The sequence below is a fragment of the Martelella endophytica genome, from assembly GCF_000960975.1.
Lineage (GTDB): Bacteria > Pseudomonadota > Alphaproteobacteria > Rhizobiales > Rhizobiaceae > Martelella > Martelella endophytica.
Window position 1 is genome coordinate 4,264,539 of record NZ_CP010803.1, and the last position, 24,367, is coordinate 4,288,905.

The window sequence follows — 24,367 nt, forward strand, 5'->3', positions numbered from 1 at the left end:
CAGAATTTCAGGGCGCAAACCGCGCCCTCTCCTCCCTGAAACGCCGGGTCAGAAAGCCACGCAGCAGCGCGATGCGGGCGAGACTGCCGGTGTCGGGATGCGACAGCAGGTGATAGGACCGACGGAAGCCGATGCCGGGCAGGATCCGCCTGAGCCCCGGCACATCGCGGGCGGCGAAATCATGCAGGATGCCGACGCCGATGCCGGCCCTCACCGCTTCCATCTGCCCCGCGACGCCGGCGCAGCGGAACTGCCGACCGGCAAAGCGCGCCAGATGCCCGGCATAGTTCAACGACGATGCATAGGCGTAGTCCTCCACCCCGGTGACCACGACATGGCCGGCCAGCGCCTCCTCTTCCTCCGGTACGCCCGCATGCGCAAGATAATCTTCCGCCCCATAGACGCCGAGCGTATAGTCGGCGAGCCGCGAGACCACCAGCCGTCCTTCTTCCGGCGGATCGAGTGCGATGGCGAGATCTGCCTCGCGCTTGGACAGCGAAAAGGTGCGCGGCAGCGGTACCAGTTCGACGATGAGATCGGGATGCTCCTGCTGCAGCCTGCCGAGTTCGGCCGCGAGGAAATAGGTGCCGAGCCCATCCGGCGCGCCGATGCGCACCGTTCCGGAAAGTCCGGCGCCGTGGGCACGGGTCTCTTCGGTGACGTTGAGGATTTCCGTCTCCACCCGCTCTGCCGTCGTCAGCAGCCGCTCGCCCGCCTCCGTCAGCGTCGAGCCGGAAGGACGCCGCTCGAACAGCGGCTCGCCCAGAGCCTCCTCGAGCGCGTTGATCCTCCGTGCCACCGTCGCGTGGTTCAGCCCCAGCGCCTGCGCCGCCGAAAGCATCTGCCCACGCCGCGCCACCGCGAGAAAGACCCGCAGATGATCCCAGTCCATATGCCCATGCCCTTCAATTTACGCACAATGGATTTTTGAAATATCCTGTTTCTTTGCAGAAATGAATAGGCGAAGGTGTTGGCGTAGCGGACTGGGCGATGCCTCTCAACCAACAATCTCCCGCCTTGAGTGGAGAGATCGAAGGGGGCTATGCGAAATCAAGCCGAGTGCCAGCATCGAACTGAACAGCCGGGACGCGACCCGGTGCCAAAAACCAGAGGAAACATCATGAAGGCGATCCAGCATTTCATCGGCGGCAACAGCGTGGCCGGCAGCGGCAGCCGCACCGTTCCGACCTATAATCCGGCAACCGGCGAGCAGAGCGGCGAGCTTTCGCTGGCAAGCCCTGCCGATGTCCGCGCTGCGGTCGAAGCGGCGAAGGCGGCGTTTCCCGGCTGGGCCGGCACGACGCCGCTGCGGCGCGCGCGCATCCTCAACAAGTTCCTCGGCATTCTCGAGGACCGCATCGGAGAGCTCGCCGCCATCATCACTGCCGAGCACGGCAAGGTGATTTCCGACGCCATGGGCGAAATCCAGCGCGGCATGGAAGTGGTCGAGTTCGCCACGGCCGCCCCGCAGCTGCTGAAGGGCGAATATACCGAAAACGTCGGCACCGCCGTCGATAGCTGGTCGATGCGCCAGCCGCTCGGCGTCGTCGCCGGCATCACGCCTTTCAACTTCCCGGCCATGGTGCCGATGTGGATTTTCCCGGTGGCGCTTGCCTGCGGCAACACCTTCGTTCTGAAGCCTTCCGAACGCGATCCCTCCGCCTCACTGAAGATCGCCGAATGGCTGACGGAAGCCGGTCTGCCCGACGGGGTTTTCAATGTCGTGCAGGGCGACAAGGAAGCCGTCGACGCGATCCTCACCGATCCTGATATCGAGGCCGTTTCCTTCGTCGGCTCGACGCCGATCGCCCGCTACATCTACACCACCGCGACCGCAGCCGGTAAGCGCTGCCAGGCGCTCGGCGGTGCCAAGAACCACATGATCGTCATGCCCGACGCAGACATGGACCAGGCCGCCGACGCGCTGATGGGCGCCGGTTACGGCTCTGCCGGCGAACGCTGCATGGCAATTTCGGTCGCCGTGCCTGTCGGTGATGAAACAGCCGACCGGCTGATCGAGAAGCTGAAGCCCCGCATTGCTGCCCTGAAGGTCGGCCCCGGCACCGATCCGGAAGCCGATATGGGCCCGCTCGTCACGGCCGAGGCGCAGAAGCGTATCCTCTCCTATATCGACTCCGGCGTTGCCGAAGGCGCGGATCTCGTCGTCGACGGCCGCGGACTGAAGCTGCAGGGCTATGAGAACGGCTATTTCGTCGGCGCCACCCTGTTCGACCGCGTCACCACCGACATGAAGATCTACAAGGAGGAGATTTTCGGTCCGGTGCTCTCGATCGCCCGTGCGCAGAGCTACGACGAGGCGGCCCAGTGGATCAACGACCACGAATTCGGCAACGGCACGGCGATCTTCACCCGCGACGGCGACGCCGCCCGCGAATTCGCGCACAAGATCCGCGTCGGCATGGTCGGCATCAACGTGCCGATCCCGGTTCCGATGGCATTCCACTCCTTCGGTGGCTGGAAGGCCTCGCTCTTCGGCGACCATCACATGCACGGCCCGGAAGGCGTTCGCTTCTACACCCGCATGAAGACCATCACCAGCCGCTGGCCGAAGGGCATCCGCTCGGGCGCCGAATTCTCGATGCCAACGATGAAGTGACGATCGCTGCCTCCGCCCCGTATGCCGGGGCGGAGGCAGATATGACAACCTCACTATACCCGATTGCAAGCGTCGCTTTAGCAGCCATTTCGTCTCTGGACGTCGGCGTTTTTTTTGAGCGCTCCTTGAAAATATGGGATGTCTCGACGCTTCTGGGCCAATTGGTCTCGTCTATAAGCGAGAAGTTGCTTCGCTTCTTTCAATTGCGCTTTCTCATCTGCAATGAGTTTGAACTGTGCGATCGCTTCCGGTGCGCTTTCCGGCTTTGGAAACGGAAGGCGCCGCTTGCTTTTCATAAGGGATCTCAGGAGATCTACGGCACTGGCAAGTATGATCGATAGCCCTTGTTCCAAGTTTATCAGCTTGCCCTGGCTCTGTGAGATGAATTCTTCAAGCTTGCGGACTTCTTGCTTGTTCAGTTCTTCCTCTCGGACGGCCTGCTTCAAAAATGCACGCGCTTCATTTGCATTCTGACCAAGTTCACGACAGCGCCTGCTATCAGTAGCCATTGACATTTCTCCATCTTTTTTCAAACGAGGAGAAATGCTACACTTCAACTACCTAGCGGGAATTTTGTAGGAAACTGCAGATGCGGGCGCTGCTGACCTTCATATTGTTCGTCGTGACAGCTCCCGCTGCCCTCGCTTGGTCTTTCGAGGACCACCCGCAGCCCGTCCGGTCGGAAATGACGTTCGAGGAATGGGAATTCGTGACCTCCGAACTCGAATACAATCCCCGCATCCCCGACTGCGGTGACTATCTCCGCGGGCACTACGAAATCTACGAGAAGCGTTACCCGGCATATGCACAGGAAGGACCACCGGACGAACGATATGCACTTTGGCGCGCATACATTCAGACAGATAGTGCCTTCGACAATCTCAACACCTGCATGACTCTGCCCTATGTTATGGAGATGTTCAGGCTGGCCAAGGGCGAACTTGTGCAAAGCGATCTCCGCTATTGCGGCCAGTTTTCCCGCGAGCCCGAAACCGAGCGGGAGGCCGAGTTCGCCGCGCTGATGGATCGTCTACAGGAAGCTGCCCAAAGAGGCAGCGAGGCCGCCCTGCTTTCCTTCCTCGTGACAGACAATGGCGAGGGCATGACGCCGTTGAATCCGGATGTGCTTTTTTATCTGCGGCTAAGCCTGACTGGCACGCAGACGGCCAACGAGCAGCGCCTCTTCGACGACGACTTCATCTACTGGTATCGCGCCTGGAACCAGGACAATCTCGCCGCCCAGCTTTCGCCCGAGCGAAGGCGCTTCGTCGAGCAGGCGGTCAGGGACCGCGATCTCGCAGCCGTCCTCGCGACCACCGGACCTTGCGGCGACATGGGATGGCGGCCCCCCACGCCGGAGTAACGCCGCCCCTTACCAAGCGGATTTTTTCTGTTATAACGACCCCACAAGAGCGACAGGGGCGTCGGTGGAAGCCGGCTGAGAAGCACCCTTCGAACCTGATCCGGATCATACCGGCGGAGGGAGTCACTCGGGTCCGCTTTCGATCTTCTGCCGGCCCTGAGCGTTTCCCCGCCACACACAGGGAGACCATCATGACAACGATCGCCGTCGACACCATCCTCGAAAAAATGCGCGCCGAGACACCGCTCGTGCAGTGCATCACCAATTATGTGGCGATGAACATCGCCGCCAATGTGCTGCTGGCTGCCGGTGCTTCGCCGGCGATGATCCATGCCGAGGAGGAAGCCGGCGAGTTCGCCGGCATCGTTTCGGCGCTCACCATCAATATCGGCACGCTGTCGCCGCCATGGATCGCCGGCATGAAGGCCGCGGCGGCTGGCGCCAAGGCGGCAGGCACGCCCTGGGTGCTCGATCCCGTCGCCCATTTCGCCACCAGCTATCGGGCCAGGGCCGCGCAAGAGATCCTCGACCTCGGGCCAACCATCCTGCGCGGTAATGCGTCTGAAATCCTCGCCTTCTCGGGTGCCACCAGCGGCGGCAAGGGCGTCGATGCGGGGGACACCGTGGAGGCGGCGGAGGAGACCGCGCGCGCACTCGCCCGCGAACGCAAGATGGTCGTCGCTGTCACGGGCGAAACTGACTTTGTCACGGATGGCGAGCGCGAGGCCCGCATCGGTGGCGGTTCGGCGCTGATGCCGCAGGTGACGGCACTCGGCTGCGCGCTGACCTGCCTCGTCGGCGCCTTCGCCGGCGCCTGGCGCGACGATGCCTTCGAGGCAACCGTCACCGCGCTGGCGCTCTATGGCGTTGCCGGCAAGCGCGCGCATCAGCTGGCCCAGGGCCCCGGCTCGTTCCAGGTCGCCTTCCTCGACACGCTCGCCGCGATCAACCCGGCAGAACTCAAGGCAAAGGTCGAAATCGCATGAAGTTCGACCTTTCCCTCTACCTCGTGCTCGATCCCGAACTTTGCGGCGATTACGGCATGGTCGAGACCACGCGGCAGGCGATCCGCGGCGGGGCGACCATGGTGCAGCTACGCATGAAGGAGGCGACGACATCGGAACGCATCGACATTGGTCGCCAGTTGAAGGCGGTCACCGATGGCACGCCGGCACGGCTGATCGTCAATGACGACGTCGAGGCGGCGATCGCGATCGATGCCGACGGTGTCCATGTCGGCCAGTCCGACGAGCGCCCGCAACAGGTTCGGGCCATGATCGGCCCAGACAAGCTGCTCGGCGTTTCGGTCGATGGCATTGAGATCGCGAAGCGCTTCGATCCGGCCGGCATAGACTATATCGGTGCGGGCCCGGTCTTTGCGACATCGACCAAACCCGGCCACGAACCGCCCGTCGGTTTCGACGGGTTGAAGCAGATCATCGCCCTTGCCGGACTGCCTACCGTGGCGATTGGCGGGTTGAAAGAAAGCCATGTGGGCGCCACATTCGAAGCGGGCGCTGATGGCATTGCCGTCGTTTCGGCGATCTGCGGCACGCCCGATCCCTATCAGGCGACACTTGCGCTCGCCCGGGCCATCGAAAAGGCAAAGAGATGATTGCGAACGTTCTATCGATCGCCGGTTCCGACCCTTCAGGCGGCGCCGGCATCCAGGCTGACCTCAAGACATTTTCGGCACGCGGCACCTATGGCATGGCCGTGCTGACCGCACTGACGGCGCAGAACACGCAGGGCGTGACATCGGTCCACAACGTTCCATCGGCCTTCGTCGCCGAGCAGATTGCCGCGATCTTCGATGATATCGCGGTCGGCGCCATCAAGATCGGCATGATCGCCAGTGCCGATATCGCCGGCGCGATTTCCGACAGCTTGCGCACGCAGGTGCAGACCCCGGTCGTGCTCGATCCGGTCATGGTCGCCAAGGGCGGCGCCCGCCTGCTGCCCGAAGATGCGATCGAGGCAGTGCGGCACGAACTGCTGCCGCTCGCGGTTCTGCTCACGCCGAACCTGCCGGAAGCAGCAGCCTTGCTCGATAGGCCGGAAGCGCAAAGCCGCGATGAGATGCTCGCCCAGGCAAACGACCTGAGGGCGCTCGGCCCGACGGCAGTTCTCCTCAAGGGCGGCCATCTCGACGGTGGCGACAGCCCTGATCTCCTGGTCACCGCACAAGGCTCCACCTGGATCGAGGGCGAACGGATCGACACCCGGAACACGCATGGCACCGGCTGCACGCTCTCAAGCGCCATCGCCGCCGAGATCGCCAAGGGTGCCTCGATCGAGGAGGCGGTGCGCACGGCAAAGGACTATGTCACTCACGCAATCGCTGCTTCCGGTTCGCTGTCGGTCGGCTCGGGCCACGGACCGACGCACCATTTCCACGCATTCTGGTAAATCATCAATAATTCGTGAGAACCGTGGCTGACGGGCCAACCGCCATTCATCTTTACACACTTAGCCTTCATACTGACGATATGAACGCGGCGGCAGAGAGGCCGCCTTGCAGTGAAGGAGGCTTTATGAAGAACCGTTATTTGATCGCCGGCGTTGTCGCGCTCTGTCTTGGCGCTGGCGCTGTTGTCGCCGAGGACGCGCCGCAGATTCTGCGTCAGGATGACATGAAGGGCATCGGCCGCGCCATGGGCCAGCTCGGCGCCATCGCCAAGGGCGAGAATGCCTACGATCCGGTCGTCGTCGAAGGCGCGCTGTCGACAATCTCGGCCAATGCCAAGGACTTTCCAACCCATTTCCCGCCCGGCTCCGAAACCGGCCTCGACACCGAGGCGAGCCCGAAAATCTGGGAAAACATGGACGATTTCACCGCCCACTCCGAAAAGCTCGCAAGTGCCGCGGATGCGTTGCTTGCCGATCTCCCCGCCGATCAGGCCGCTGTCGGCGCAGCCGTGAAGTCGCTCGGCTCCAATTGCGGTACCTGCCACCAGCTCTATCGCGTGAAGAACTGACGCCCTTGCGCGCGCCGCCTCTTTTGCGGCGCAAGGTGCTGTTACGCTCTCGATATGCGTGACGCGGAAAACCGGTTTCGGTTTTCCGCGCCTTACGTTAGAATCGGCTCCGTCCGGCGCTCTCGGCGGGCGGAGATCAGCGTCCAGGGAGGCGTCCGGTGAAAAAACTTGTTGTCGTCGTTCTTATCGTCGCGGCGCTGTTCATGGGCGGCGCGTTCGCGGTCGCCTTCACGCCCGCCAAACTCGATCCGGCGGATTTCGAGACGCTTCAAGCCGCCAATGTCGACAATGGCGAAAAGGTATTCTGGGCTGGTGGGTGCGCCGGCTGTCACGCCGCGCCCGGTACGACCGGCGAGGAACGCCTCGTGCTCTCCGGCGGTCTTGCCATCCACAGCGATTTCGGCACCTTCTATGCGCCGAATATCTCCCCGGACAAAAGCCACGGCATCGGCAACTGGTCACTCGTCGACTTCGCAAATGCAGTGAAGAAGGGAATCGACCGGCATGGCAGCAACCTCTACCCCTCCCTGCCCTATACCTCCTACGTCCGGATGAAGGATCAGGACGTCAAGGACCTGCATGCCTATATCGGCACCCTGCCGCCGAGTCCGGAGCCGAGCAAGCCGCACGAGATCGCCTTCCCGTTCAACCTGCGTCCGGCGCTCAGCTTCTGGAAGCTTCTCTATTTCGTCGACAAGCCCAGGGTCGAACTTGCAAGCAGTTCACCCGAAGTGATGCGCGGCCAGTACCTTGTCGAAGGCCCCGGCCATTGCGGCGAGTGCCATACACCGCGCAACGCGCTTGGCGGCCCGGAATACAGCAAGTGGCTGGCCGGCGGGCCAAATCCCGATGGCGAAGGCCGGATACCGGACATCACGCCCGGCTCGCCCGATATCGGCAACTGGTCGGCGGGCGAGATCGCCGACTATCTCGAAACCGGCTTCACGCCCGATTTCGATTCCGCCGGCGGCTCCATGGTCGAGGTCCAGCAGAACATGTCGCATCTGCCTCGCTCGGACCTTGAGGCGATCGGAGCCTATCTGAAGGCCGTGCCAGCGCACTAGAGCGCCGTGCATCCATTCGGATGCACAAAGGACGCTCTAAACCTATTGAATCTACGCATCGTGCTTTCCGAAAATCGATTCCGATTTTCGGGCCGATGCTGCAAGCCGCCTCATTACGCCAGCGTCTGGAGGTAGCGCATGCCGGTCACAGGCCGGGCGCTGAATTCCATCTGCTGGTAGAAACGGTGGGCGTTGATGTTGCCGGTCGCGGCACTGACGGAGAGATAGGCGCAGCCGGCGGCTTTGGCGAAATCGCGGGCACGGGCAATCAGATGCTGGCCCACACCGTAGTTGCGGTGGCCTTCGCGCACGAAGAGATGGTGGAGATCCATGCCGCGCTTGCCCTGCTGGGCACGGTAGAGCGGTGCCAACATGGCGTAACCGAGAAGCTCCGCTCCGGCATCGGCTACCAGCGCCGTCACCCACGGCGCGGGGCCGAAGAGATCGCGCTTGAGCCCCTCCTCGCTCGCCTCCGAGGTATCGCCGTGGAAGGCAGCGAGCATGCCGATCATTTCAACGAGTTGCGGAATATCGTTCGCGACCGCCTTCCTGATGGTCATCAGTGCGGGTCTTGGTAGCGAGATTTCATCCTGATCATCTATCATTGTCTTCGTCCCTTGGTCGTTTTCAGTGCCGCCGGGGACGTGACGTTTTCAACACCTTGCCGCCCCTGGCGACCGGTGTTGAACAAGATCAAACGCGGCCGCTCCTATCGGAACAGCCAAAAATACTTCGCGGTGGTGAGTGCGTGTCTGATCATGACAAATCCAATGCGCTCAAACGCCAGGATTGTCAATTCGAAAACTCAGTCGTGCTCGTGGACGCATAGGCCATGATCGGAGAGCGAACGAATGACGTAGCAGTCGCCCACGGCATGGCCGTCGCAACGCGAGACGATCCGTTCCAGCTCATCCTCGAGCCGCCTCAGCCGCGCAATCCTGGCCCGAACGGCGTCGAGATGCTCGCGGGCGATCACGTCGGCACGCGCGCATGGCTCCTCCGGATGGGCCGAAAGCTCCAGCAATTCGCGGATCGCGTCGATGGTAATGCCGAGGTCACGCGCGTGGCGGATGAAGGCGAGCCGCTCGAGCTCGTCCTCGCCGTAACGCCGCTGGTTGCCCTCAGACCGCTCGGCCGGACGGATGAGGCCGCTCGTCTCGTAATAGCGGATGGTCGGCACCTTCACGCCGGTCCTGCGGGAAAGCTCGCCAATCGAAAGCATGTCGAAAAAACCTCTTGAAGCTCTAGTCGCTAGAGGAATTATGGTGCCTGCCAACCGGAAAAACAACAGGTGGCAGACAATGAGTGCAGGATGCGGACACAGCCATGGGCCTTTCGACGGCATGTCGGAGACCTACAAGCAGCGACTCTGGATCGTGATTTTCCTCAACGCGGCGATGTTCATCGTCGAGATGACGGCTGGCCAGCTTGCCCGCTCCCAGGCGCTGCAGGCCGATGCACTCGATTTCTTCGCCGATGCGCTGACCTACGGCATCTCGATGGCCGTGATCGGCGCTTCGCTGAAGACCCGCAGCATGGCCGCGGCCGCCAAGGGCATCAGCCTGTTCCTGATGGGCCTGTGGGTGTTTGGCTCCACCGTCTGGCGCATCTTCGGCGCTGGCATGCCCGAGGCCCCTGTGATGGGCATCATCGGCTTCCTGGCGCTTGCCGCCAATCTCGCCACCGTGCTGCTGCTGGTCAGCTACAAGGATGGCGATGCCAATGTCCGCTCGGTCTGGCTCTGCTCGCGCAATGATGCGATCGGCAACGTCATCGTGATGATCGCGGCCCTCGGCGTCTGGGGCTCGAACACAGCCTGGCCGGACCTCGCGGTCGCCTTCGTGATGGCCGGCCTGTTTCTGACCTCCTCCTTCCAGATCCTCACGCAGTCCTTCCGCGAGTATCGCGCTGGCGGCGCGGCGGCGCTTGCGGCCTCGCTGGAGGATGACGGGCATGGGCATGGCGACAGCTGCTGCGGCCATCATCACCACGAGGATCACCGGCACCACCAGCACGGCTGAAGCATTGGCGTTTTGCCGCCAATCGACTAGAACCCGTCCCAGACGGCCATCCGGCGGATGGCGCGATTATCCAAGGACGGCAGAATGAAACCGAGAGACAGAGCGAACGCGAAAGCGGTGACCGGGACGGCCGGCCTCGTCGAGGCCGGCCTGGTGCCGCCTGATGCCGCTCTGGAACTCCGCGCCGTCGAGGAGAACTTCCGTATCCGCATTCCCGCCCATGTGCGCGAGCAGATGCAGGCCGTCTCGCCCGAAGACCCTGTCTTTCGCCAGTATGTGCCGGATGTCCGCGAGCTCGACCATCGACCGGAGGAAATGGACGACCCGATCGGCGACGGCGTCTTCGAGAAAGTGAAGGGCATCACCCACCGCTATCCCGATCGTGTGCTGCTGAAGCCGACGCATACCTGCCAGGTCTATTGCCGCTTCTGCTTCCGCCGCGAGAAGGTCGGCCATCCGGAAGAGGCTTTGAGCGCAGACGAGCTCGAAGCCGCGTTCGACTATATCCGCGCAAATGAGGCGATCTTCGAGGTGATCCTCACCGGCGGCGACCCGCTTGTGCTCTCAGACCGCCGGCTCGGCGACATCATGGACCGTCTCGGCACGATCCCCCATCTTGGCGTCATCCGGCTCCACACCCGCGTGCCCCTTGTGGAACCGGATCGTGTCGGCGCGGCGCTTGTCGCCGCCCTGAAGCGCGCCGGCAAGGCTGTCGATGTGACCATCCATATCAACCATCCTGCAGAGCTCACCGAACCGGTGAAGGCGGGGCTGGCGCTTCTTGCCGACAACGGCATTCCGCTGCTCTCGCAGACCGTGCTGCTGAAGGGCGTCAACGACGATGCCACCGTGCTCGCCGCCCTCTTTCGCGGCCTCGTCGCCAACCGGGTGAAGCCCTATTACCTGCATCATCTCGACAAGGCGCGCGGCGTCAGCCACTTCCGCGTGCCGATCGCGCGCGGTCAGGAGATCATGCGCGAGTTGCGCGGTCGCGTCTCCGGTATCTGCCAGCCGACCTATGTGCTCGACATACCGGGCGGCCACGGAAAAGTGCCGATTGGCCCTGATTTTCTGCGCGAGCCTGCCAAAGGCTACTACCAAGTAACCGACTATCTCGGTAAAAAGCATGAGTATCGCGACGACGGCTGACGAATGGGTGGAGGTCTCTCTCTTCGGCTAGCGGTCGTTCAGGAGGCGGGCATTCGCCCATTCTAAAAGGCATTCTCATGAAATACGCCATCGTCGGAACCGGTTCGCGCCACAAGATGTTCCGCAACGCCATATCGGACACCTATGCCGACCGCAACGAACTGGTCGGGCTTTGCGACATCAACGAAAAGCGGCTGTCGCTGTCGGCCGAAGCGGTTTCCGCCGGCGGCAACGGCATCGCCACCTATCACGCCTCGCAGTTTCCCGAACTGCTGGAGGAGCAGAAGCCCGATACCGTCGTCGTCACCGTTCCCGACTACCTGCATCACGAATATATCGTTGACGCCATGCGCGCCGGTTGCGACGTGATGACCGAGAAGCCGATGACCGTCGATCTCTCCAAGCTGAAGGCGATCCTCGACGCCCAGGCCGAGACCGGCCGCAAGGTGACCGTCACCTTCAACTACCGCTACACCCCGGCCCGCACCCAGCTGAAGGATATCCTGATGTCGGGCGCGATCGGTGAGATCACGGCGGTCAGCTTCCGCTGGTATCTCGACCGTGTTCACGGCGCCGATTATTTCCGCCGCTGGCACCGCTACAAGGAACAGTCCGGCGGGCTGCTCGTCCACAAGTCCACCCACCACTTCGACCTCGTCAACTGGTGGCTCGGCTCCACGCCGACCGAAGTCAGCGCCCAGGGACAGCGCGCCTTTTACCGCCCGGAAATGGCCGAGAAGCTCGGCCTGTCGGAGCACGGCCCGCGCTGTCATGACTGTCCGGTCGCGGAGCGGTGCGACTTCCGCCTCGATCTCGAGGCTGATCCGGCGCTTCGCGAGCTTTATCTGGATGCGGAGGACCTCGACGGCTATCTGCGCGACCGCTGCGTCTTCGACGAGGACATCACCATCGAGGACACGATGCAGGTCCAGGCACGCTATGAAAGCGGCGCGAGCCTGAATTACACGCTCTGCGCCTACAGCCCCTGGGAAGGCCTCGAAATCAAGTTCTACGGCACCAAGGGCGAACTCTCGCACCGTCATGTCGAGGTCCACGGCGTTTTCGGCGGCAAGCGCGACAAGGCTGACGGCTCCGAATCGATGACGACGACGCTGCATATCGCTGGCCAGCAGCCGGAAAACCTCAAGGTCTGGGAAGGTGCCGGCGATCACGGCGGCGCCGATCCGGTCATGCTCGGCTACCTGTTCGATCCCGACGCCGAGGCAGACCGTTACGGCCGCTCCTCGAGCCACGTCGACGGCGCCTGGTCGATCCTCACCGGCATCGCGGCCAACCGTTCGATGGAAACCGGCGAGACGGTCCATGTGGAGAAATTCCTGGCCGAGAACGGCATCGTCCTGCCGCAGAAGGACTGGGTGAAGTAACGCCCTGTTGCCGGCGAAGCGGTCGCATGGCCGCCTCGCCTGACAAAAGCATAGCAGAAAAAAAGCCGGGCGCTTTCGCACCCGGCTTTCAATTAATCCACGTCGGTCAGAAGACCTTACGCGGCTTCCATTTCCGCTTCGGCTTCGACGCGGGCCTTGTCGGCGGCGCCCTTAGCGTCGGCGTCGCGGTCAACGAATTCGATGACGGCGAGCGGGGCGTTGTCGCCGTAGCGGAAGCCGGCCTTCATGATGCGGGTGTAGCCGCCGTTGCGCTCGCCGTAACGCGGAGCGAGCGTATCGAACAGCTTCTTGACGGCCTCGGCATCCTTGACCTGCGCGATCGCCTGACGGCGCGCGTGAAGGCCGCCACGCTTGCCGAGCGTGATGAGCTTTTCGACGATCGGGCGAATTTCCTTCGCCTTCGGCAGCGTGGTAACGATCTGCTCATGCACGATGAGCGAGACGGCCATGTTGGCAAACATCGCCTTGCGATGGCTTGCCGTTCTGTTCAGCTTGCGGCCTGCACTTTTATGGCGCATTGCTATTCTCCTTCACTTGCAGGCTGAAAGCCCACAGTATGATTGATTAGTACTGATCCTCGTACCGCTTGGCGAGGTCGTCGATATTTTCCGGCGGCCAGGCCGGCACTTCCATGCCCAGATGCAGGCCCATGGAGGCCAGCACTTCCTTGATCTCGTTCAGAGACTTGCGACCGAAATTCGGCGTACGCAGCATTTCGGCTTCGGTCTTCTGGATGAGATCGCCGATGTAGACGATGTTGTCGTTCTTCAGGCAGTTGGCCGAGCGGACGGAGAGCTCCAGTTCGTCGACCTTCTTGAGAAGGGCCGGGTTGAAGGCGAGTTCGGTGACGTCGTCCTCTTCCGTATCCTTCTGCGGCTCCTCGAAGTTGACGAAGACCGAAAGCTGGTCCTGGAGAATGCGGGCTGCAAAGGCAACCGCGTCTTCGCCGGAGACCGAACCATCCGTCTCGATCGTCATCAGAAGCTTGTCATAGTCGAGAACCTGGCCCTCACGGGTGTTCTCAACCTTGTAGGAGACCTTGCGGATCGGCGAGTACAGGCTGTCGACCGGGATCAGACCGATCGGCGCGTCTTCCGAGCGGTTACGCTCGGCAGGCACGTAGCCCTTGCCGTTGTTGACGGTGAATTCCATGCGGATTTCAGCGCCCTCGTCCAGCGTGCACAGTACCAGTTCCGGGTTCAGTATCTCGATGTCGCCCACCGTCTGGATATCGCCGGCGGTGACAACGCCCGGGCCCTGCTTGCGCACGACCATGCGCTTGGCCTCATCGCCTTCCATGCGGATGGCGATTTCCTTGATGTTCAGGACGATATCGGTGACGTCTTCACGTACACCCGGGATCGACGAGAATTCATGCAGAACGCCATCGATCTGAACCGCAGTCACGGCAGCGCCGCGCAGCGAGGACAGCAGGATGCGGCGCAGCGCATTGCCGAGCGTCAGGCCGAAGCCGCGCTCCAGCGGCTCAGCGACGAGCGTGGCCTTTTTCGGGCCGCTCGAGGTGAATTCCACCTTGCTGGGCTTGATCAGTTCCTGCCAGTTTTTCTGTATCATAATTTCTACCTTTCGTTCGCCGCACTATCCAATCGTGACGGCCGAGCTTCGTAGAACCGACGCCAGAAGCGCCGGAGCAAAGTGACAGATGATCAGACGCGGCGCTTCTTGCGCGGACGGCAGCCGTTGTGCGGGATCGGCGTAACGTCGCGGATCGACGTGATGACGAAACCGGCAGCCTGGAGCGCGCGCAGAGCCGACTCACGACCCGAACCCGGACCGCAGACTTCGACTTCCAGCGACTTCATGCCATGCTCCTGGGCCTTCTTGGCGCAGTCTTCAGCAGCAATCTGGGCAGCAAACGGGGTCGACTTACGCGAACCCTTGAAGCCCTTGGCACCGGCGGACGACCAGGCAATCGCGTTGCCCTGTGCATCCGTGATGGTGATCATCGTGTTGTTGAACGACGAGTTTACGTGGGCAACGCCCGACGAGATATTCTTGCGCTCGCGGCGGCGAACGCGGGTGGCTTCCTTGGCCATGACTTCCCTTTCGTTGATCTCTGCACCGCCGTAACACCAGCGGCTCCACCGACGGGGGCCGGCAGGCCCCAATCATTCTTGTTGTTGCTGCGCTCTCAAGCCTGAGCTGCGATACGCAGAAAGCCGGCGTTCATCCCGCCGGCTTCGTCCGGAACAGATACGTTCCGAAAATTACTTCTTCTTACCTGCGATCGCCTTTGCCGGGCCCTTGCGGGTACGGGCATTGGTGTGCGTGCGCTGGCCGTGAACCGGAAGGCCACGACGATGACGCAGGCCGCGGTAGCAGCCGAGGTCCATCAGGCGCTTGATGTTCATCGAGTTCTCGCGACGAAGGTCGCCCTCGACCATGTAGTCGCGGTCGATGGCTTCGCGGATCTGAAGAACTTCAGCGTCCGTCAGTTCGTGCACACGGCGCTCGGCCGGGATGGAAACCTTCTCGCAGATTTCCTGAGCGAATTTCGGTCCGATCCCGTGGATATACTGCAGCGCGATCACTACGCGCTTGGCAGTCGGGATGTTGACGCCAGCAATACGAGCCACGCCGATTCTCCTTAAAGCATTATCAATGGGCAGCAGGCGAGCCGCCGGTTTCATCTGGCGGGTGACCGCCTCAATCTGCTCAGCCGCGACAACAGTCCGATTTGCATGCAAAAGGGACTCAAGACATTCATGCCCCATGTCGCGAGTTGGAGCGCTCTTAGCGGAAACAGCGCCTGAATGCAACCGTTTCCTTCATTTTTGTGACGTCGGCGCGCCGTCTTCCGGCACGCCGACACCTGCTCAGGCAGCGACGCCCGACAGGATCTTCTCGACGCTGGCGGTGACCGTGTCCATGTCGGCCATGCCGTCCACCGTGTGGAGCTTGCCCTTGGCATAGTAGTAGCCGATCAGCGGAGCGGTGCTCTTGTAGTAGGCCCTGAGCCGATCGGCATAGACCTCGGCATTATCATCCTTGCGCACTGGCTGGCCAGCGGCCTTCGCCTCTTCGGCACGACGCAGGATGCGGCCGACCATGGCCGAATCATCCACCGCGAGTTCGATCGCGACGTCGAGCGCCTGGCCCTTGTCCTTCAGCATCGCATCCACAGCATCGGCCTGCACCAGGGTGCGGGGATAGCCGTCGAGTATAAAACCGTCGGCGCAATCCGCCTGCTCGATGCGATCGGAAACGATGGCATTGACCACGTCATCCGGCACCAGTTCGCCGGCATCCATCAGCGCCTTGGCCTTCAGGCCGACATCGGTGCCCGCGGCCACAGCGGCGCGCAACATATCGCCCGTCGAAAGCTGCGGAATACCGAACTTGTTAACAATCCGCTGTGCCTGCGTCCCCTTGCCTGCACCGGGCGGCCCCAGAAGTATAAGCCTCATCGTCCCCTCTTGCCTCCACGCAATTTCGATTTCTTGATCAGCCCCTCATATTGCGCGGCGATCAGGTGACCCTGGATCTGCGAAACGGTATCCAGCGTGACGCTGACGATGATGAGCAGCGACGTGCCGCCGAGCGCCAGGGATACGCCAGTCCGCGCCACCAGGATTTCCGGCAGGATGCAGACGAAGACCAGATAAATGGCACCGACCACGGTAATGCGGGTCAGCACATAGTCGATATATTCCGCGGTGCGCTCGCCCGGACGGATGCCCGGAATGAAGCCGCCATGCCGCTTCAGATTGTCCGCGGTCTCCTTCGGATTGAAGACGATCGCGGTGTAGAAGAAAGCGAAGAACATGATCAGCAGGCCGTAGACGATCATGTAGAGCAACTGGCCGTGGCCAAGAGCAGCAATCGTTGCCGTCGCCCAGTTCGGCAGGTCGCTGGAGGTGAAGCCAGCAAGCGTTGCCGGCAGCAGCAGCAGCGAGGATGCAAAGATCGCCGGGATAACGCCCGAAGTGTTGAGCTTCAGCGGCAGGTGCGAGGTGTCGCCCTGGAACATGCGGTTGCCGACCTGGCGCTTCGGATACTGGATCAGCAGGCGGCGCTGTGCGCGCTCGACGAAGACGATCAGCGCAAACACGGCGACGACGACGACGAGGACGAGGACCGCCACGAATGCGGAGATCGAGCCGACGCGTGACAGCTCCAGCATGTTGCCGACAGCGGCCGGAAGGCCTGCGACGATGCCCGAGAAGATGATCAGCGAAATGCCGTTGCCGATGCCGCGCGAGGTGATCTGCTCACCGAGCCACATCAGGAACATGGTGCCGCCGACCAGCGTGATCACGGTCGAGATGATGAAGAACCAGCCCGGATCGGTGACCAGATTGTTGCCGGACTGCAGGCCGATCGCAATGCCGTAGGCCTGCGCCGTCGCCAGCACGACCGTGCCATAGCGGGTATACTGGTTGATGATCTTGCGGCCCTGCTCGCCTTCCTTCTTCAGGTTTTCCAACGAAGGAACAACCGCCGTCAGAAGCTGAACGATGATCGAGGCCGAGATGTAGGGCATGATCCCAAGCGCGAAGATCGCCATGCGCTGCACGGCCCCGCCGGAGAACATGTTGAACATGCCGAGAATGCCTTCGGACTGCCCCTGGAAGGCCTGGGCATAGGCATCGAGATTGATGCCGGGAAGCGGGATATGCGTGCCCAGCCGGTAAACCAGAAGCGCCAGAAGGGTGAACCAGATACGCTTCTTGAGATCCGTCGCCTTGGCGAAGGTTGAAAAATTCAGGTTGGAAGCTAGTTGTTCCGCTGCAGAAGCCATGCGTCTCTCCGCGTCGCCGCCCCGGCCGGATGGCCGGAACATTCGGTTGCCTTATCGCAGGATGACAAGGCAGCTATTGAAAGCGCTCAGTCGTCTTCGCGATCAATCACCGGCGAGAAGAAGACCTTCAGCCGGTGACCGAGGCCACATATGGAAGAAAAAACGCCCGGTGTGAAGCACTCCGGGCGATCATTTTGCGTTGTGGGCCGATTTTATTCGGCGTCTTTGGCTGCGGCGGCAACGGTAATCGAACCGCCGGCCTTCTCGATCTTCTCGATAGCGGCCTTGGAAGCGCCGGCAACCTCGAGGGTCAGCTTGGCCTTCAGTTCGCCATCGGAGAGGACCCGGACGCCATCCTTGGCGCGGCGAATCACGCCGGCTTCCAGAAGCGCTTCGGCATTGACCGTCTTCTTGGCGTCGAGCTTCTTGGCATCGACGGCGGCCTGCAGGCGGCCGAGCGATACTTCAACATACTTCTTGGCGAAGATGTTGACGAAGCCGCGCTTCGGCAGGCGACGATAGATCGGCATCTGGCCGCCCTCGAAGCCGTTGATCGCTACGCCCGAACGAGCCTTCTGGCCCTTGACGCCGCGTCCACCGGTCTTGCCCTTGCCGGAGCCAATGCCACGGCCAACGCGCTTCTTCGAATGGGTAGCGCCTTCGCGATCCCTGATTTCGTTGAGTTTCATCTTGCTCTCCCGTCTCACTTCTCGTCGACGACGCGGACGAGATGGGGAATACTGTTGATCATGCCACGCACGGAGGGGGTATCTTCCAGCGTGCGGACGCGATGCATCTTGTTGAGACCGAGGCCGATCAGCGTCTTGCGCTGGGCTTCCGGACGGCGAATCGGGCTGCCGATCTGCTCGACGGTAACGGTCTTCTTGGTGCTAGCTTTGGCCATGGATGCGTCTCCCCTTATTCGTCGACGACAGCGCCGGCAGCTTCGCGGCGGGCCTGAAGCGTGGCGTATTTGAGGCCGCGCTGAGCAGCAACATCCTTCGGATGAACCTGGCTCTTCAGGGCGTCAAACGTCGCACGGACCATGTTGTAGGGGTTGGACGAACCGGTCGACTTGGCAACCACGTCGGCAACGCCCAGCGTTTCGAAAACGGCACGCATCGGACCACCGGCAATGATACCGGTACCGGCCTTGGCGGTGCGCAGCAATACCTTGCCGGCGCCGTGACGGCCCTTGACGTCGTGATGCAGCGTACGGCCATCGCGCAGCGGCACGAAGATCATCTCGCGCTTGGCGGCTTCCGTCGCCTTGCGGATGGCTTCCGGCACTTCGCGTGCCTTGCCGTGGCCGAAGCCTACGCGACCCTTGCCATCGCCGACGACGACGAGGGCTGCAAAACCCATGCGACGGCCGCCCTTGACGGTCTTGGCAACGCGATTGATGGCAACGAGCTTGTCAACGAATTCGCTGTCGCGCTCATCCCTGTTGTTGTGGCGATCGTCGCGCGATCCCCGCCTGTCCTGTGCCATTGTCCTGTTCCTTTTTCTTTTCCGGGTGCAATCGGCATATGCATTGGCCACCGCTTCGAAAGCACTGTGGCCGGTGAATGACCGAGGGCGACTTGAACCATCGAGGGGTCAGTATCGCCCTGGCCGAACGCTGAAGGCGCCCGAGGCAAGCCAGGGGCGCCGGAGAGGAGCCGGCCGGAGCCGGCATCCATCAGAACGTCAGACCGCCTTCGCGGGCGCCATCGGCCAGCGCCTTGACGCGGCCGTGGAAGATGAACGAGCCGCGGTCGAAGACAACTTCCGAAACGCCGGCCTTGACGGCACGCTCGGCGACGAGCTTGCCGACGGCTTCGGCAGCCGCACGGTCAGCACCGGTCTTCAGATCGCCACGCAGCGAAGCGTCGAGCGTCGAAGCGGCGGCCAGCGTGCGGCCGGCAACGTCGTCGATAACCTGGGCATAGATGTTCTTCGAAGAACGGTGAACCGAAAGACGCGGACGACCGTTCGCGACCTTCTTGAGCTGACGGCGCACGCGGCTGGCGCGGCGCGTAATCGCTTCTTTCCTGCTTGCCATATCCGGTGTTCCTTACTTCTTCTTGCCTTCTTTGCGGACAATCCGCTCTTCCGCGTACTTGACGCCCTTGCCCTTGTAGGGCTCGGGACCGCGGTATTCGCGAATGTTCGCGGCCACCTGGCCAACCTGCTGCTTGTCGATGCCGGTGACGGTGATTTCCGTCGGCTTCGGGCAAGCGATCGTGATGCCTTCCGGCGGCTGGTAGACAACTTCGTGGGAGAAACCGAGCGAGAGCTGCAGGTTCTTGCCCTGCATCGCCGCACGGTAGCCAACGCCGTTGATCTCGAGCTTGCGCTCGTAGCCAGTGGTGACACCCTTCATCAGGTTTTCGACCATGGTGCGCGACATGCCCCACTTGGAGCGCGCGTCCTTGGTCTCATTGATCGGAGCAACAACGATGGCGTCGTTCTCCAGCTTGACGCTGACTTCGTCATTGGCGACGAAGACCAGCTCGCCCTTGGGGCCCTTGGCAGTGATTTTCTGGCCGTCTACCGACGCCGTCACACCCTTCGGAACCTGAACGGGCTTTTTACCGATACGAGACATTTTTTCTACCTGTCTGTTTCGCTAGGAGGATCTGCTCGGGCCTTAGAAGACCGAGCAGAGAACCTCGCCACCAACATTCTGTTCGCGAGCCTGGTGATCAGCCATCACGCCCTTGGGGGTCGAGAGAATGGTGATACCGAGACCGTTTGCGACCTGCGGGATGGACTTGACCGAGACATAAACCCGGCGGCCCGGCTTCGATACGCGGGCGATCTCACGGATCACCGACGAACCTTCGTAGTACTTCAGCTCGATTTCGATCTCGGACTTGCCGTTTTCGAATTCGGTCTGGGTGTAACCGCGGATGTAGCCTTCAGCCTGCAGAACGTCCAGAACGCGTGCACGCAGCTTGGAAGCCGGCGTGGAGACGGAGGACTTGCGGCGGGAGGCGCCATTGCGGATGCGGGTGAGCATATCGCCCAGGGGATCAGACATTGCCATGGAACGCCTCCTTACCAGCTCGACTTGACGACGCCCGGCACCTTGCCGGTGTTGCCAAGGTCACGAAGTGCGATACGGGACATGCCCAGCTTGCGGTAGTACGCACGCGGACGACCGGATACTTCGCAACGGTTGCGGATACGGGTCTTGGAGCCGTCACGCGGCATTTCGGCAAGCTTCAGGGAAGCCCGGAAACGCTCTTCGATCGGCAGTTCCTGATTCTTGATGATCGCCTTCAGTGCGGCACGCTTTTCAGCATCCCGGGCAACCGTCGCGCGGCGGCGCTTGTTCTTTTCGACTGCGCTTACTTTCGCCATGTCGTTTTCCTTTTCTACGCTCGTCGTTACGGTTACTGGCGGAACGGGAAGTTGAACGCCTTCAAGAGCGCCCGTGCTTCGTCGTCCGTCTTAGCCGTCGTGCAAACGATGATATCCATGCCCCACATCTGATCGACCTTGTCGTATTCGATCTCAGGGAACACGATGTGCTCCTTGATGCCCATGGCGAAGTTGCCACGGCCGTCAAAGCTCTTCGGATTGAGGCCCCGGAAGTCGCGAACGCGCGGAAGCGCGATGTTGACGAGGCGGTCAACGAATTCATACATGCGGTCGCCGCGCAGCGTCACCTTGGCGCCGATCGGCATGCCTTCGCGGACCTTGAAGCCGGCGATGGAGTTGCGCGCATGCGTAACCTGAGCCTTCTGGCCGGAGATCGCCGAAAGATCGGCGGCAGCGGTTGCGGGCTTCTTGGAGTCATTGACAGCTTCACCGACGCCCATGTTGATGACGATCTTGTCCAGACGCGGCATCATCATTTCGTTGGCGTAGGAGAACTGCTCCTGCATCTGGGCGCGGATCTGGTCGTTGAAGACCTTCTTCAGCCGCGGCATGTACTTTGCATCAGCCATCGATCACTTCTCCCGAACGCTTGGCAAAACGGACCTTCTTGTCGCCCTCAACCTTGAAACCGACACGGGTCGGCTTGCCGTCCTTGGGGTCGGCGATGGCGAGGTTCGACAGATGAACCGGCGCTTCCTTGGAGATGATCCCGGCTTCGGTCGTCTGCGACTGGCGCTGATGACGACGAACGACATTGATGCCGGAAACGACGGCGCGGTCTTCCTTCGGGAAAACCGAAACAACTTCACCGGTGCGGCCCTTGTCCTTGCCGGCGATCACGACGACCTTGTCGCCCTTCTTGATCTTCTGCATTGTTCGCGCTCCCCTTACAGAACTTCAGGAGCCAGGGAGATGATCTTCATGTGGCTCTTGGCGCGCAGTTCGCGCGGCACTGGCCCGAAGATACGCGTACCGATCGGCTCTTTGTTGTTGTTGATCAGAACGGCAGCATTGCTGTCGAAACGAATGACGGAACCGTCGGCACGACGGATGTCCTTTGCCGTGCGGACGACAACGGCCTTCATCACATCGCCCTTCTTGACGCGCCCGCGCGGAACAGCCTCCTTGACCGAAACGACAATGATGTCGCCGATCGAGGCATATTTGCGCTTGGAGCCGCCCAGAACCTTGATGCACATGACACGACGTGCGCCGGAATTATCCGCCACGTCGAGGTTTGTTTGCATCTGAATCATATCAGGTCGCCTTCTTGTTGTTACCGGCCCGGTTGGGCGTGAGCCACCCCCTAGACCAGCTTGATCGACACGTATCGAAGCGTCCGCCCTGCCCTTTTCGAGCCTGGCGTCCGCTCAAATTATCCTTCCGGCCGTGACCCCGACCCGCTCAATGCGGATATCGTCTCTGCCGGAGCGTCTTTTTCAGCAGCGTCTTTCAGGTCGCCGGGCCGGTATCAGACCGTCCGCACCCCGAAACCGGGGAGGCGCCCTTACGGAAAAGGCCGCCCGTTGCCGGACGCCCTTTGCACTTCAATGCCGTGCTTCATACAGATATTTCGCCAAAGCGCAAGGGCCGTGGCGAAATCACTGTGTTCTTTCCGGTTAAGCCTGGGCGGAAACCACCGTCCAGCGCTTGTCCTTGGAGATCGGTGCGCATTCTTCGATGAATACGGTGTCACCAATCTTGTACTGGTTCTCGGCGTCGTGCGCCTTGTACTTCTTCGAGCGGCGTACCGTCTTCTGCAACAGCGGGTGGGCGAAACGACGCTCAACCCGGACTACGACCGTTTTATCGTTCTTGTCGCTGACGACAACGCCCTGCAGGATGCGTTTAGGCATTTTCTTGTCGGTCCTTTAATCTCAAGCCTTGGCGGCTGCCGCCTTCTGGGCGGCAATGGTTTTCACACGCGCGATGTCGCGACGCACTTCCTTGATGCGTCCCGTCTGCTCCAGCTGGCCGGTCGCCTTCTGGAAGCGCAGGTTGAACTGCTCCTTCTTCAGCTTGGCGAGCTCGTCCTTGAGCTGGTCTTCGGTCATGGCGTGTACGTCAGAAGTCTTCATCGGTACCACTCCTTACTCTGCGATACGCTGGACAAAGCGCGTCTTGACCGAAAGCTTGGCTGCGCCGAGGCGCAGGGCTTCGCGGGCAAGCTCTTCGCTCACGCCATCGATTTCGAACATGATACGGCCGGGCTTGACCTTGGCTGCCCAATAATCGACGCCGCCCTTACCTTTACCCATACGCACTTCGGTCGGCTTGGAGGTGACCGGAACGTCAGGGAAAATACGGATCCACACGCGACCGGCACGCTTCATGTGACGCGTGATCGCGCGGCGGGCCGCCTCGATCTCGCGTGCGTTGACGCGGTTGGGTTCCTGCGCCTTAAGCCCATATTCTCCGAAAGCCAGATCGCTGCCGCCCTTGGCAACGCCATGGATGCGGCCCTTGAACTGCTTGCGGAACTTTGTACGCTTTGGCTGCAACATTTTTTTCTATCTCCGAACTTCGCGGAAAGCGCCCGATCAGGCGTTTTCGCGGCGGCGATTGTTGCCGCTGTTACCCTTGTTGTCGCCTTCGGTCGCGCGACGCTCGGAGGCCATCGGATCATGCTCAAGGATTTCGCCCTTGAAGACCCAGACCTTGATGCCGCAGATGCCGTATGCGGTTTCAGCTTCCGCCGTGCCGTAGTCGATGTCGGCGCGCAGCGTATGAAGCGGAACGCGGCCTTCGCGATACCATTCGGTACGCGCGATTTCAGCACCGCCGAGGCGGCCCGAGCTAACGATACGGATGCCTTCGGCGCCGAGACGCATGGCCGACTGAACCGAACGCTTCATCGCACGGCGGAACGCCACGCGGCGCTCGAGCTGCTGCGCGATCGACTGTGCGATCAGCGTTGCGTCGGTTTCCGGCTTGCGCACTTCAACGATGTTGAGGTGCATTTCCGAATCCGTCATCGTGCCGAGCTGGCGGCGCAGCTTTTCGATGTCCGCGCCCTTCTTGCCGATGATGAGACCCGGACGAGCCGAGTGGATGGTGACGCGGCACTTCTTGTGCGGACGCTCGATGACGACCTTGGAAACACCCGCCTGCTTCAGTTCCTTCTGGATGTAGCTGCGGACCTTCAGGTCTTCGTGGAGCAGCTTACCGTATTCGTGGTTGTCAGCGAACCAGCGGCTGTCCCAGGTACGGTTGACGCCGAGACGGAAACCGATCGGATTGATTTTCTGACCCATTATGCGGCCTCCTCTTCGACTTCGCGAACGACGATCGTCAGGTGCGAGAACGGCTTCTCGATACGCGATGCGCGGCCACGACCACGAACCATGAAGCGCTTGGCGACAATCGACTTGCCGACATAAGCTTCCGCGACGACGAGCTGGTCGACGTCGAGGTCGTGATTGTTTTCAGCGTTCGCGATCGCGGACTCGAGCGTCTTCTTGACGGTGTCCGAAATCCGCTTGTTCGAGAATTCGAGTTCGGCCAGAGCCTTGTCAACCTTCTTGCCACGGATCATGGCTGCGACGAGGTTGAGCTTCTGGGGGCTTACGCGGATCGTGCGCGTAACGGCCTGCGCCTCGTTTTCCTTGAGCCGGCGTGCGGCTTTTGCCTTGCCCATT

At 61.6% G+C, this 24,367-nt stretch carries 35 protein-coding genes and 1 riboswitch; of the genes, 10 read left to right on the forward strand and 25 right to left on the reverse strand.

Features of this window, described 5'->3' with window-relative positions; all coding sequences use genetic code 11:
* Nucleotides 1-7 precede the first annotated feature (7 nt).
* On the reverse strand, nt 8-892 hold the full coding sequence (locus TM49_RS19770) for a LysR family transcriptional regulator (protein ID WP_045683754.1): 885 nt from the start codon (nt 890-892) through the stop codon (nt 8-10).
* 228 nt (nt 893-1,120) lie between these two features.
* Here TM49_RS19770 and TM49_RS19775 point away from each other — a divergent pair, with 228 nt between their 5' ends.
* A complete protein-coding gene (locus TM49_RS19775) occupies nt 1,121-2,617 on the forward strand; it encodes a CoA-acylating methylmalonate-semialdehyde dehydrogenase (RefSeq protein WP_144409623.1) in 1,497 nt (498 codons plus the stop codon).
* A 77-nt stretch (nt 2,618-2,694) separates the two neighbouring features.
* On the opposite strand, the gene TM49_RS19780 is transcribed toward TM49_RS19775, so the two are convergent.
* Entirely contained in the window at nt 2,695-3,126 is a 432-nt protein-coding gene (locus TM49_RS19780; RefSeq protein ID WP_144409624.1) for a hypothetical protein, read from the reverse strand.
* 80 nt (nt 3,127-3,206) lie between these two features.
* On the opposite strand from TM49_RS19780, the gene TM49_RS19785 reads away from it, so the two are divergent.
* From TM49_RS19785 to TM49_RS19810, 6 genes are all read left to right on the forward strand, one after another.
* The gene (locus TM49_RS19785; RefSeq protein ID WP_045683760.1) at nt 3,207-3,980 is read left to right on the forward strand and encodes a hypothetical protein; all 774 of its coding nucleotides are present in this window, start codon (nt 3,207-3,209) and stop codon (nt 3,978-3,980) included.
* A gap of 44 nt (nt 3,981-4,024) precedes the next feature.
* Nucleotides 4,025-4,119: riboswitch (TPP riboswitch) on the forward strand.
* Between the two features lie 49 nt (nt 4,120-4,168).
* Nucleotides 4,169-4,966: a hydroxyethylthiazole kinase gene (gene thiM / locus TM49_RS19790; RefSeq protein WP_425283297.1), complete on the forward strand. Its 798-nt coding sequence runs from the start codon at nt 4,169-4,171 to the stop codon at nt 4,964-4,966.
* Nucleotides 4,963-5,595, forward strand: coding sequence for a thiamine phosphate synthase (thiE, locus tag TM49_RS19795; protein ID WP_045683763.1), 633 nt, complete (start codon nt 4,963-4,965; stop codon nt 5,593-5,595). Before thiM ends, thiE begins: the two co-directional genes overlap by 4 nt.
* Complete coding sequence (gene thiD, locus TM49_RS19800) at nt 5,592-6,389, forward strand: bifunctional hydroxymethylpyrimidine kinase/phosphomethylpyrimidine kinase (RefSeq protein ID WP_045683764.1); 798 nt, start codon at nt 5,592-5,594, stop codon at nt 6,387-6,389. The genes thiE and thiD overlap by 4 nt, the downstream gene beginning before the upstream one ends.
* Nucleotides 6,390-6,514: 125 nt before the next feature.
* Nucleotides 6,515-6,958: a c-type cytochrome gene (locus tag TM49_RS19805; RefSeq protein ID WP_045683766.1), complete on the forward strand. Its 444-nt coding sequence runs from the start codon at nt 6,515-6,517 to the stop codon at nt 6,956-6,958.
* Nucleotides 6,959-7,161: 203 nt separating this feature from the next.
* A complete protein-coding gene (locus TM49_RS19810) occupies nt 7,162-8,022 on the forward strand; it encodes a cytochrome c (RefSeq protein ID WP_045685545.1) in 861 nt (286 codons plus the stop codon).
* A gap of 113 nt (nt 8,023-8,135) precedes the next feature.
* Here TM49_RS19810 and TM49_RS19815 read toward each other — a convergent pair whose 3' ends face one another.
* The gene (locus TM49_RS19815; RefSeq protein ID WP_045683768.1) at nt 8,136-8,627 is read right to left on the reverse strand and encodes a GNAT family N-acetyltransferase; all 492 of its coding nucleotides are present in this window, start codon (nt 8,625-8,627) and stop codon (nt 8,136-8,138) included.
* A gap of 200 nt (nt 8,628-8,827) precedes the next feature.
* A complete protein-coding gene (locus TM49_RS19820; RefSeq protein ID WP_045683770.1) occupies nt 8,828-9,244 on the reverse strand; it encodes a MerR family transcriptional regulator in 417 nt (138 codons plus the stop codon).
* A gap of 79 nt (nt 9,245-9,323) precedes the next feature.
* Between TM49_RS19820 and TM49_RS19825 the strand changes: the two genes are divergently transcribed.
* From TM49_RS19825 to TM49_RS19835, 3 genes are all read left to right on the forward strand, one after another.
* Entirely contained in the window at nt 9,324-10,043 is a 720-nt protein-coding gene (locus tag TM49_RS19825) for a cation efflux transmembrane domain-containing protein (RefSeq protein ID WP_082074936.1), read from the forward strand.
* Nucleotides 10,044-10,127: 84 nt separating this feature from the next.
* The gene (locus tag TM49_RS19830; RefSeq protein ID WP_045683772.1) at nt 10,128-11,192 is read left to right on the forward strand and encodes a lysine-2,3-aminomutase-like protein; all 1,065 of its coding nucleotides are present in this window, start codon (nt 10,128-10,130) and stop codon (nt 11,190-11,192) included.
* Between the two features lie 77 nt (nt 11,193-11,269).
* Entirely contained in the window at nt 11,270-12,577 is a 1,308-nt protein-coding gene (locus TM49_RS19835) for a Gfo/Idh/MocA family protein (protein WP_045683773.1), read from the forward strand.
* Between the two features lie 116 nt (nt 12,578-12,693).
* On the opposite strand, the gene rplQ is transcribed toward TM49_RS19835, so the two are convergent.
* From rplQ to rplV, 21 genes are all read right to left on the reverse strand, one after another.
* On the reverse strand, nt 12,694-13,116 hold the full coding sequence (rplQ, locus tag TM49_RS19840; protein WP_045683774.1) for a 50S ribosomal protein L17: 423 nt from the start codon (nt 13,114-13,116) through the stop codon (nt 12,694-12,696).
* A 46-nt stretch (nt 13,117-13,162) separates the two neighbouring features.
* Nucleotides 13,163-14,173 carry a DNA-directed RNA polymerase subunit alpha gene (locus tag TM49_RS19845; RefSeq protein ID WP_045683775.1) on the reverse strand — a complete coding sequence of 337 codons (1,011 nt, stop codon included), beginning with the start codon at nt 14,171-14,173 and terminating at the stop codon, nt 13,163-13,165.
* Nucleotides 14,174-14,265: 92 nt separating this feature from the next.
* Complete coding sequence (gene rpsK / locus TM49_RS19850) at nt 14,266-14,655, reverse strand: 30S ribosomal protein S11 (protein WP_018065590.1); 390 nt, start codon at nt 14,653-14,655, stop codon at nt 14,266-14,268.
* 171 nt (nt 14,656-14,826) lie between these two features.
* Nucleotides 14,827-15,195, reverse strand: a complete 369-nt coding sequence (gene rpsM / locus TM49_RS19855; RefSeq protein ID WP_045683776.1) for a 30S ribosomal protein S13 — start codon at nt 15,193-15,195, stop codon at nt 14,827-14,829.
* A gap of 240 nt (nt 15,196-15,435) precedes the next feature.
* Entirely contained in the window at nt 15,436-16,026 is a 591-nt protein-coding gene (locus TM49_RS19860; RefSeq protein WP_045683778.1) for an adenylate kinase, read from the reverse strand.
* Nucleotides 16,023-17,360, reverse strand: a complete 1,338-nt coding sequence (gene secY / locus TM49_RS19865; RefSeq protein ID WP_045683779.1) for a preprotein translocase subunit SecY — start codon at nt 17,358-17,360, stop codon at nt 16,023-16,025. Before secY ends, TM49_RS19860 begins: the two co-directional genes overlap by 4 nt.
* Before the next feature lie 212 nt (nt 17,361-17,572).
* Complete coding sequence (rplO, locus tag TM49_RS19870) at nt 17,573-18,049, reverse strand: 50S ribosomal protein L15 (protein ID WP_045685547.1); 477 nt, start codon at nt 18,047-18,049, stop codon at nt 17,573-17,575.
* A gap of 14 nt (nt 18,050-18,063) precedes the next feature.
* Complete coding sequence (gene rpmD, locus TM49_RS19875) at nt 18,064-18,264, reverse strand: 50S ribosomal protein L30 (RefSeq protein ID WP_045683781.1); 201 nt, start codon at nt 18,262-18,264, stop codon at nt 18,064-18,066.
* Nucleotides 18,265-18,278: 14 nt separating this feature from the next.
* On the reverse strand, nt 18,279-18,851 hold the full coding sequence (gene rpsE, locus TM49_RS19880) for a 30S ribosomal protein S5 (protein WP_045683783.1): 573 nt from the start codon (nt 18,849-18,851) through the stop codon (nt 18,279-18,281).
* 190 nt (nt 18,852-19,041) lie between these two features.
* Nucleotides 19,042-19,404, reverse strand: coding sequence for a 50S ribosomal protein L18 (rplR, locus tag TM49_RS19885; RefSeq protein WP_045683784.1), 363 nt, complete (start codon nt 19,402-19,404; stop codon nt 19,042-19,044).
* A gap of 12 nt (nt 19,405-19,416) precedes the next feature.
* Nucleotides 19,417-19,950: a 50S ribosomal protein L6 gene (gene rplF, locus TM49_RS19890; protein ID WP_045683786.1), complete on the reverse strand. Its 534-nt coding sequence runs from the start codon at nt 19,948-19,950 to the stop codon at nt 19,417-19,419.
* Nucleotides 19,951-19,992: 42 nt separating this feature from the next.
* Nucleotides 19,993-20,391: a 30S ribosomal protein S8 gene (gene rpsH / locus TM49_RS19895; protein ID WP_045683787.1), complete on the reverse strand. Its 399-nt coding sequence runs from the start codon at nt 20,389-20,391 to the stop codon at nt 19,993-19,995.
* Nucleotides 20,392-20,402: 11 nt separating this feature from the next.
* A complete protein-coding gene (gene rpsN, locus TM49_RS19900; protein ID WP_045683789.1) occupies nt 20,403-20,708 on the reverse strand; it encodes a 30S ribosomal protein S14 in 306 nt (101 codons plus the stop codon).
* Between the two features lie 32 nt (nt 20,709-20,740).
* On the reverse strand, nt 20,741-21,298 hold the full coding sequence (gene rplE / locus TM49_RS19905) for a 50S ribosomal protein L5 (protein WP_052699958.1): 558 nt from the start codon (nt 21,296-21,298) through the stop codon (nt 20,741-20,743).
* Nucleotides 21,291-21,602 (reverse strand): 50S ribosomal protein L24, encoded by a 312-nt coding sequence (gene rplX, locus TM49_RS19910; RefSeq protein ID WP_045683790.1) that lies wholly within the window; start codon nt 21,600-21,602, stop codon nt 21,291-21,293. The genes rplE and rplX overlap by 8 nt, the downstream gene beginning before the upstream one ends.
* A gap of 14 nt (nt 21,603-21,616) precedes the next feature.
* Nucleotides 21,617-21,985 (reverse strand): 50S ribosomal protein L14, encoded by a 369-nt coding sequence (rplN, locus tag TM49_RS19915; protein ID WP_045683793.1) that lies wholly within the window; start codon nt 21,983-21,985, stop codon nt 21,617-21,619.
* Between the two features lie 363 nt (nt 21,986-22,348).
* Nucleotides 22,349-22,585: a 30S ribosomal protein S17 gene (rpsQ, locus tag TM49_RS19920; RefSeq protein ID WP_045683794.1), complete on the reverse strand. Its 237-nt coding sequence runs from the start codon at nt 22,583-22,585 to the stop codon at nt 22,349-22,351.
* Nucleotides 22,586-22,606: 21 nt separating this feature from the next.
* On the reverse strand, nt 22,607-22,807 hold the full coding sequence (gene rpmC / locus TM49_RS19925; protein ID WP_045683796.1) for a 50S ribosomal protein L29: 201 nt from the start codon (nt 22,805-22,807) through the stop codon (nt 22,607-22,609).
* Between the two features lie 12 nt (nt 22,808-22,819).
* The gene (rplP, locus tag TM49_RS19930) at nt 22,820-23,233 is read right to left on the reverse strand and encodes a 50S ribosomal protein L16 (protein ID WP_045683797.1); all 414 of its coding nucleotides are present in this window, start codon (nt 23,231-23,233) and stop codon (nt 22,820-22,822) included.
* 36 nt (nt 23,234-23,269) lie between these two features.
* Nucleotides 23,270-23,983 carry a 30S ribosomal protein S3 gene (gene rpsC / locus TM49_RS19935; RefSeq protein ID WP_045683799.1) on the reverse strand — a complete coding sequence of 238 codons (714 nt, stop codon included), beginning with the start codon at nt 23,981-23,983 and terminating at the stop codon, nt 23,270-23,272.
* Complete coding sequence (gene rplV, locus TM49_RS19940; RefSeq protein ID WP_045683800.1) at nt 23,983-24,366, reverse strand: 50S ribosomal protein L22; 384 nt, start codon at nt 24,364-24,366, stop codon at nt 23,983-23,985. Before rplV ends, rpsC begins: the two co-directional genes overlap by 1 nt.
* Nucleotide 24,367 lies beyond the last annotated feature (1 nt).